Origin of the sequence: Nocardia sp. 2TAF39, from assembly GCF_052114905.1 — a bacterium.
GTDB lineage: Bacteria > Actinomycetota > Actinomycetes > Mycobacteriales > Mycobacteriaceae > Nocardia.
In genome coordinates this window covers 97,955-105,349 of record NZ_JBFRFQ010000041.1, presented here as the reverse complement: position 1 = coordinate 105,349, position 7,395 = coordinate 97,955, and the positions used below count along the sequence as shown (strand labels likewise).

The following is a 7,395-nucleotide window of genomic DNA, read 5'->3' as shown; positions in this document are numbered from 1 at the left end:
ATGCCGCGCCGCAGCAAGCTTGCGAATCTGCCGCTCCTCCAACGTATCCCGTGGAGATCTCGCGACCAGCACCTTCGGCAGAACCCACCCCGCTACATCCGAACCAACAAGACCGACAACAAAATACATGATCTTTGAGGAACGCAGCACTAGGTCGTACTGTCCGCGCGGCCAGGTCCGCGAGCCGCCCGCCCGGCGCTAGCCTCGCTGCCGAGCCATGCGCGTGAACGCATGGCTCGATCATTCACTCGGAGGAACAGCCCGTCATGTCGCAGCAGGTCCGTGGAGTCATCGCCCGAAAACCGGGTGCACCGGTCGAGTTGACCGACATCATCGTCCCCGACTCCGGGCCGGGCGAGGTCGTCTTCGCCGCGTGCGGCGTGTGCCATACCGACCTCACCTACCGGGAGGGCGGTATCAACGACGAATTCCCCTTCCTGCTCGGCCACGAAGCAGCGGGCACGGTCGAAAGTGTCGGCGAGGGAGTCCATTCCGTCGAGGCCGGAGATATCGTCATTCTGAACTGGCGGGCTGTGTGCGGCAGCTGCCGGGCCTGTCGGCGAGGCCGCCCGCAGTACTGTGTCGACACCTTCAACGCCACGCGGAAGATGACACTGACCGACGGCACGGAACTCACGTCGGCACTCGGTATCGGCGCCTTCGCCGAGAAGACCCTCGTACACGCCGGCCAGTGCACCACCATGCACGAGGGCGAGGTGCTGCGGTCGGTGGTCGTGCTGTGAGTGGTCGGCACCGCATCGAGCGGGCGGTGACCTCCGGGGTCTTCGAACTCGACGGCGGCACCTGGGAGGTCGACAACAATGTCCGGGTGGTCGGTAACGACGAGGTGGGCGTCGACGCGGCTCATGACGCCAAACGTGTCATGCAGGCCATCGACGACCGTGATGTCATCGCCGTCGTGTGCACCCACGGGCAGAATGATCACGTCACCTTCGCCCCGCAACTCGGCGAGGACGCCTACGCGCCCGTCCTGGTGCACCCCGGCGACGACCTGCCCTGGCTGCTGACACAAGAAATGTCTATTACCGATGCTCAGCGCATCGGTATCCACGCGACTGCCGCGGCTGTGTGAGGCAAACGCCCGCGCCTGCGCGGTCAGCGGGCGGGTACCGGCCCGGCGCGCAGCAGGTCACGAGCCATGTCCGCGAAGGCCCGCGCGCCGGGTCATCCGCGCACCGGATTTCGTGACGAGTAGGACGTCGACCGGCGCTCCCATACCTTCGAGATCGACCGAGGCAACCGCGCTTCCGTCGTAGCTGCGCTCGGCCCCGGGCCGGTGCAAACAGTACCGCCCAGCCCATGCCGCGGCCGACAAACGTGCGTACGGTCTCGACGCTTCTGGTCCGGAAACGGATATCGGGCGTATATCCGGCCTCGACTATCCGGCCCGAGAAGAACTCCAGGCTGGGGGGCCTATCGATCATCACCATTGGCTCGTCGAGAAGTTCGACATCGACCGCCCTGGGCTCGAGGATCATCTCGGCTTCTCTGTCACTCCTGGATACCGATCAGGTGTCGCGAATGCTGGGCATCGAAGTGTTGTCCGCCGATCAGGGCAGTGCGCTCGCACGGATGCCGGTCCGGCCGGACATGGTCAACAGACACCGGATCTTGCACGGCGGTCTGATGTTCACCCTGGCGGACACCGCATTCGCTTGTGCAGCAAACAGTTTCGGACCAGATGCGGTAACGGCGGCCGCCGACGTCCAGTTCCCGCGCCCGGCATACCTCGGTGACGTACTGACCGCAGCGGCGGCCATCCGCTCCCGCTCCGGGCAGGCGATGATCTGCGACGTAACCATCCAACGCGCCAACGAGGTGGTCGCCGAGTTCCGAGCACGCGGCAGCCTGCTCGGCGAGCGGAGCGCGGGCTGATAGCCCGCTACCTCCGCACACTCGAATCGACACGGGGTCCCGGTAGTAACCGCGCGGAAACAACGACAATGGCTTGACCAGCAGCGATGGCGGGTTGCCGTTCGGACTGCGGGTTGGTGCTGTTGGTGCTTGGCTGGCTGCTGATGAGGTTGGTCGGCGCGCTGGAGATGTGGTTTCGCGGCGACGCAGGTGTTCGCGGACGAGGTATTGGCGCGTCTGCGGGAGTTTCCCGAGATCAGCCGCGAGGAGTTGTACCGGTATTCCACGCTCACGCCGGCCGATACCGCGTTCAGCACGCCGGGGGTGGGTCCGGCTGAGCGGCTTGGCTTGTCGGTGGATTTGTGCGCGTTCCCTGGTTGGGGTTCGTGCCGGACCAGGTGGCTTCCGCACCGCCGGTGGCGGTGGCGCGGTTGGGTGATCAGCTGAAAGTCGATGCCTCACTTATCTCGGCGCGGGGGGCCTGGATTTGTCGGTGCTGCCGGCGGAGCGGCGCCCGTTTCGGCGAATTGGAGAAGGTCCTGGCAGACGGGAACGGCCCGGCACGGCTGGATGAGGCGGGAGGAGACGCTGCGGGCGGCGCTCGTCTGGTCTCTCGGCTGCGTGTCAGCTCGAGATGCGGGCTTGGATGCCGTCGAGGAGGAAGTCGAGGCCGGTGCGGAAGGTTTGGTCGGCGTCCAGGTGGGCGCCGTCACGTATGACCGTGGAGAGCGCGGGGAATCGGCCAGTTGCAAAGGTCCGCTCCAGATAAGGCCCGAAGGCGGCTTGCCACTGCCTTTCGTCCATCCCGGTGGCCCGCTCGGCGCGCTGCTCGGTGATCTCCCGGCGCACCGCGCCGATCACGTACGCATTGACCGCGTCGACCACCGGCATGACGGTGTCTATGTCGACGCCGCCCATCGCGGCCACCACAGCCTCTCCTCTGGCCAGCGCGTGCGGCCCGAGCTGGGGCCGCCCACCGATCAGGTCGGCGAGCCATTCGTGTTGGTGAGCGGCTTGCCGGGTGGTTTCGGCAAGGGACCGTAGCACCTCTCGCCAACCGTCTCCGGCCGGCCGGATCTCGGCGTAGACCGCATCGACCATGAGGTCGAGCAACTCCTCCTTGGTGGCGATGTAGCCGTACAGTCGCATCGGCCCGACGTCCAGTGCGGCGGCAACCTTACGTAGCGACACCGCCGCCAGCCCGTCCGCGTCCGCCAGCCGGATCGCCACTCGTACGATCCGCTCCCGGCTCAATGGGGCCGGCACCGGTCGATCCGGCGGCTCCGGTCTCTCCCACACCAACATACCGCTGACGATACATCGCATGCTGCGATACAGTGTATCGGGAAATTCAGTGTATCGAAAGGGCGACCATGACCATCACCATCGTCGGAGCCGGACTGGGCGGCCTGACCCTCGCCAGGGTGTTGCACGTGAACAGCATCGACGCCGTCGTGTACGAACGTGAACTCTCGCGCGGCGCGCGTGGTCAGGGCGGCATGCTCGACATACATTCCGGGCAGCGAGCGCTGCGTGAGGCCGGCTTGATCGACCAGTTCCACGCGATCGCCCGCGGCGAAGGGCAGGACATGCGCCTGCTGGAGCCGGACGGCACCTTGCTGCTCCAGGAGGACACGCCCGACGACGCCCCGCTCGAGCGACCCGAGGTCGACCGCGCCGATCTGCGCAACCTGCTGCTGGATTCCCTCCCCGAAGACGTGGTGCGCTGGGGGCGCGCGTTCAAATCCGCCGACAACGGCCTGCTGCACTTCACCGACGGGAGCAGTGCGACGTATGACCTGCTGGTCGGCGCGGACGGCGCGCAGTCCCGGGTCCGCGCACTGCTCACCGACGCCCGCCCGGCGCATATCGGCCAGAACGTCGTCGAGGTCGGCATTCCCGACATCGACCGCACGCACCCCGACCTCGCGGCGATGGTCGGGCGCGGCAACTACTGGGTGCTCGGCAACGGACTATCCCTGGCGGCGCAGCGCAATGGCGACGGCCGCGTTCGCATCGGCCTCAGCTTCTATAACACCGCCGAGGACTGGTTCGCTACCAGCGGGATCCCGTTCGACGACCCGGCCGCCGCCCGGGCGCGGTTGATCGACCTGCTCCCCGGCTGGGACTCACGGTTCACCGCGCTGATCGCGGCCTGCGACGACACGGTCGTGCCGCGGTCGATCACCACTCTCCCAGTCGGCCTGACCTGGCCGTCGACGCCAGGCGTCACGCTGCTCGGCGATGCCGCGCACCTGATGCCGCCGGTGGGAGAAGGCGCCAACATGGCGCTGCTCGACGGCGCCCTGCTCGGTCTCGCGCTGGCCGCCCACCCGGACGACTTTCCCGCCGCCGTCAAAGAATACGAACGCGAGATGTTCGAACGCACCAGCGCTGCCGCCCGGATGTCCGCACGCATCCAGGAAATCCTGACGTCGCCGGACGCCAGCCGGAGAATGCTCGCATTCTTCCAACCTGGCTGAAATGTTACCGATAACGGCTCCTGGAGCTGTCATGAAGTCCAGACCGAGCAGCTGCGCCCTCGCGGTGCCGCGTGAACGGATCTTCATCGGCGAAGGGTTCTTCGGCACCACCCGCAAGAACCGGACGGGGCTGGACAACGCGCTTACCGCGGGCTCAGTTGGGCGAAGCGGGAGACGATGGCGTTGGTGCCGAATTCCGGCGAACAGACCGACCAGATGGCACCGACCGCCGCACAGGCGAGTATTCCGACCACGGCTTCGGATCGGTTGGGCAGTACCGCGGCCACACAGTCACCGGGTAGGACGCCCATCGACCGCAGCGTCGCGGCCAGGGCCGCGACCTGGCGGCGCAGCTCGGTGCTCGACACGGTGTGCGACCGGTTGTCGTCATCGACGACGATCAGCGCGGTCTCCGGGGCCTTGCGTAGCAAATGCTCGGCGTAGTTGACGGTGCGGCCGGGAAACCAAGCGCCACCGATCATTTCGTCCGGAGCGACCGGATCGGTGGCCACACCACCCAGCCGGACATCCTCGAAGTCGGCCATGGCCGACCAGAACCGATCCGGATGTTCGGTCGACCAGCGCCACAGATCCAGACACTCGGCATCGCGAAGTTCAGGGGGCAGTGCGGCGCGGAAGCGGGTCACTTCTGCGGCAGCCACACGTTCCGAGGTTGGCCGCCACACCACATCGGCGGTCACAGTTGCCCCTCGTCGAACAGTGGCAGCGAGCCGAGCAGGATGAACGCCATCCGGCACAGCTTGTCGCTGCGGTTGGACCACGAATGGCTGGTGCCGCGCTGGACGACGACGTCGCCGGGTTTCATCAAGCACTCGCCCTCGTCCGTCATCAGCCAGATCTCACCGTCGAGCACGATGCCGTAGTCGAGGGATTCGGTGCGGTGAAACCAGAAGTGCCGGGAACCCTCCTCCGCCGCGGCGCGCCCGTGCTCGCCGCCGAATTCGCTGAACATCGTCTTCGCCGTCTGGTCGCTGTAGGCGGCATCCGGCGGGAAGGTGGCGATCCGGAAGATGCTGCCACCGACCTTGGGATACATGGGCACCTGCGTGACGGCGGTGGCCGCGTCTTCGTTGTCGGCATTGGAGATGTCGCCGGGCCCGGTGATCCAGGCGACACTCGCGCCGAAGCCCGGAATATCCTCGGACACAAAGGTATTCGGGCAGTCGCCAGCGCTGACGATGATCGATCGGCCGTTCTCGTCGTGACCCGTCACGATCCGGCGAACGGGCGGAATCACGGTGTCTTCACTCATTGGGGCGTTTCCCTCTCAGACTGCGCCCGCACCGAAGGGGTACGGACGTGGCTCCGGCCACCACGGTGCGGTCGCGGGTTCGGCACTGAGCCGGTTGCGAAGCACACTGACGCCACTGATCTCGAGTTCGACGACATCGCCCGGCCGTAGCTTCTTGCCGATTTCGAGGCCGGAGCCGTTGGGCAGCGTGCCCGAGCCGATGAGGTCGCCCGGCTGCAGGTTGTCGCCGATGAAGACGTAGGCGAGCAGTTCGGCGGGGGTGTAGATCATTCCCCCGGCCTTGGTGCTGGCCCATTCCTCGCCATTGACGCGGACGGAGCCGGTGATGGCGTCGAAGTCCTGGAACTCGTCGATGGTAGTGATCCACGGGCCGATGCCGTAGGCGAAGTCCTTGCATTTCTGCGGGCCCATGCCCATGCCCATCTCGGGGCCCTGCACATCGCGCGCGCTGAAGTCGTTGAAGATCGTGAGACCGAACAGCCGTGACTGTGCCTCGTCGGGCGTGAGGTTGCTGCCGGACGTGCCGACTATCAGGCCGATTTCGAGTTCGTAGTCGACGAATTCGGACTAACCGGGGTACGGCACTTCCTGGTCGTGGCCGTAAACCACGCCGGTGGACCCCTTGAAATAGCCCGGAGTCTTGAACAGCTGCGGGTTCGGCAGTCCCCCACCGACCTTCTCGTGGAACTGCTTCATGTGCAGCGGAAAGGTCAGGCCGTCGCGGATCACCGGCGGATCGACCGCAGGCTGCCAGTCGACCTCGCCGATGGGCAGCGACGCGTCATCGCCCGCCTGTTCCACTGCCCAGTGCGCGGCATCGAGGAACGCAGTCCCGGCCGCGATCGCGGCGGCCATGCTCGACGGGAAGTACGCGGTCGCGAGCCGCTGTGCGGCGTCGCCGGATGCCGAGCCACGCTGGCGGCCGATGCGGTACGCCTGGGCCAAATCCACCACTCGATCCCGGTCGGGTTCGACCGCTACGAGCCTGGCTTGGTCGCCGTCCGGCGTCGCACAGGAGATTCGGCCGAGCTTCATTGCTAACCATCCTTTTTTGTATCCGAAACGTTTCGTATCATATACGGCCAATGAAACCATGTCTATGGCATCTTTGACAACAGATTCGGGATAACATCCTCTTGTGGCTGTACGAAGCGAATCGAGTCGACAGGCGATACTGGACGCAACGATGGACCTACTGGTCCGGGATCGGAGACGGGCTACCACCGTCCAGAAACTGACCATCGAGATGATCGCCAAGCGGGCGAAGGTCAGCAAGGCGACTATCTATCGGTGGTGGCCGAACAAGGCCGCCGTGGTCATAGACGCCTTCATGGAGGGTCATCTGCCACAGGTCCGCATCCCGGAGGGTGTGCCGGTTCGCGAGGCCCTCGAAATACACGTGAAGTCGCTGATCGCGCGGTATGCAGGACCGCAGGGGCGGCTGATCGCCCAAATTATTGCCGAGGGGCAGTACGACCCGGCTACCCTCGCCGATTTCAAGACCCGGTTCTGGAACGACCGATACGCCGCGGTTGACAAGCTGATTCGGCGAGGGATCGACGAGGGCCTGTTCCGCTCCGATATCGAACCGGGCGATGCGGCCGAGATGATCTACGCGCCGATCTACTTCCACTTGCTGTTCGGTACCGGTCCGCTCGACGATTCCCTCGCCGAGCGGCTCGTCGACCAAGCCATTCGCGGACTCGCGGCGCCCACGGCGCGTACCCCGGACTGACTCGCGGTACCCGCCGCACGGAACACCCG

8 protein-coding genes and 3 pseudogenes are annotated in these 7,395 nt (G+C 65.9%); 6 read left to right on the top strand and 5 right to left on the bottom strand.

Going from position 1 to position 7,395, the window contains the following annotated elements; genetic code table 11:
• Positions 1 to 266 precede the first annotated feature (266 nt).
• The 4 genes and pseudogenes from AB4Z47_RS23380 to AB4Z47_RS23365 all read left to right on the top strand — a co-directional run.
• Positions 267 to 698: pseudogene (locus tag AB4Z47_RS23380) on the top strand (alcohol dehydrogenase catalytic domain-containing protein); the annotation flags it as partial.
• A gap of 41 nt (positions 699 to 739) precedes the next feature.
• Positions 740 to 1,093, top strand: coding sequence for an MBL fold metallo-hydrolase (locus AB4Z47_RS23375; RefSeq protein WP_441953519.1), 354 nt, complete (start codon positions 740 to 742; stop codon positions 1,091 to 1,093).
• A gap of 449 nt (positions 1,094 to 1,542) precedes the next feature.
• Complete coding sequence (locus AB4Z47_RS23370; RefSeq protein ID WP_441953517.1) at positions 1,543 to 1,896, top strand: hotdog fold thioesterase; 354 nt, start codon at positions 1,543 to 1,545, stop codon at positions 1,894 to 1,896.
• Between the two features lie 189 nt (positions 1,897 to 2,085).
• A pseudogene (locus tag AB4Z47_RS23365) lies at positions 2,086 to 2,354 on the top strand (DUF4158 domain-containing protein); the annotation flags it as partial.
• Positions 2,355 to 2,499: 145 nt separating this feature from the next.
• Here AB4Z47_RS23365 and AB4Z47_RS23360 read toward each other — a convergent pair.
• The gene (locus AB4Z47_RS23360; RefSeq protein WP_441953515.1) at positions 2,500 to 3,180 is read right to left on the bottom strand and encodes a TetR/AcrR family transcriptional regulator; all 681 of its coding nucleotides are present in this window, start codon (positions 3,178 to 3,180) and stop codon (positions 2,500 to 2,502) included.
• 68 nt (positions 3,181 to 3,248) lie between these two features.
• Here AB4Z47_RS23360 and AB4Z47_RS23355 point away from each other — a divergent pair, with 68 nt between their 5' ends.
• Positions 3,249 to 4,358 (top strand): FAD-dependent oxidoreductase, encoded by a 1,110-nt coding sequence (locus tag AB4Z47_RS23355; RefSeq protein ID WP_441953513.1) that lies wholly within the window; start codon positions 3,249 to 3,251, stop codon positions 4,356 to 4,358.
• 143 nt (positions 4,359 to 4,501) lie between these two features.
• Here AB4Z47_RS23355 and AB4Z47_RS23350 read toward each other — a convergent pair whose 3' ends face one another.
• From AB4Z47_RS23350 to AB4Z47_RS23335, 4 genes and pseudogenes are all read right to left on the bottom strand, one after another.
• The gene (locus AB4Z47_RS23350; RefSeq protein ID WP_441953511.1) at positions 4,502 to 5,020 is read right to left on the bottom strand and encodes an AMP-binding protein; all 519 of its coding nucleotides are present in this window, start codon (positions 5,018 to 5,020) and stop codon (positions 4,502 to 4,504) included.
• Positions 5,021 to 5,055: 35 nt separating this feature from the next.
• Positions 5,056 to 5,631 carry a cupin domain-containing protein gene (locus AB4Z47_RS23345; protein WP_441953509.1) on the bottom strand — a complete coding sequence of 192 codons (576 nt, stop codon included), beginning with the start codon at positions 5,629 to 5,631 and terminating at the stop codon, positions 5,056 to 5,058.
• A 15-nt stretch (positions 5,632 to 5,646) separates the two neighbouring features.
• Positions 5,647 to 6,177: pseudogene (locus AB4Z47_RS23340) on the bottom strand (fumarylacetoacetate hydrolase family protein); the annotation flags it as partial.
• A 21-nt stretch (positions 6,178 to 6,198) separates the two neighbouring features.
• Complete coding sequence (locus AB4Z47_RS23335) at positions 6,199 to 6,666, bottom strand: hypothetical protein (RefSeq protein WP_441953507.1); 468 nt, start codon at positions 6,664 to 6,666, stop codon at positions 6,199 to 6,201.
• A gap of 103 nt (positions 6,667 to 6,769) precedes the next feature.
• On the opposite strand from AB4Z47_RS23335, the gene AB4Z47_RS23330 reads away from it, so the two are divergent.
• Positions 6,770 to 7,366 (top strand): TetR/AcrR family transcriptional regulator, encoded by a 597-nt coding sequence (locus AB4Z47_RS23330; RefSeq protein ID WP_441953506.1) that lies wholly within the window; start codon positions 6,770 to 6,772, stop codon positions 7,364 to 7,366.
• Positions 7,367 to 7,395 lie beyond the last annotated feature (29 nt).

Excerpts from the sequence above, each read along its gene's own strand:
- AB4Z47_RS23370 (WP_441953517.1), top strand. The coding sequence starts at position 1,543 with ATGCTGGGCATCGAAGTGTTGTCCGCCGATCAGGGCAGTGCGCTCGCA.
- AB4Z47_RS23360 (WP_441953515.1), bottom strand. The coding sequence starts at position 3,180 with ATGTTGGTGTGGGAGAGACCGGAGCCGCCGGATCGACCGGTGCCGGCC.
- AB4Z47_RS23355 (WP_441953513.1), top strand. The coding sequence starts at position 3,249 with ATGACCATCACCATCGTCGGAGCCGGACTGGGCGGCCTGACCCTCGCC.
- AB4Z47_RS23345 (WP_441953509.1), bottom strand. The coding sequence starts at position 5,631 with ATGAGTGAAGACACCGTGATTCCGCCCGTTCGCCGGATCGTGACGGGT.
- AB4Z47_RS23335 (WP_441953507.1), bottom strand. The coding sequence starts at position 6,666 with ATGAAGCTCGGCCGAATCTCCTGTGCGACGCCGGACGGCGACCAAGCC.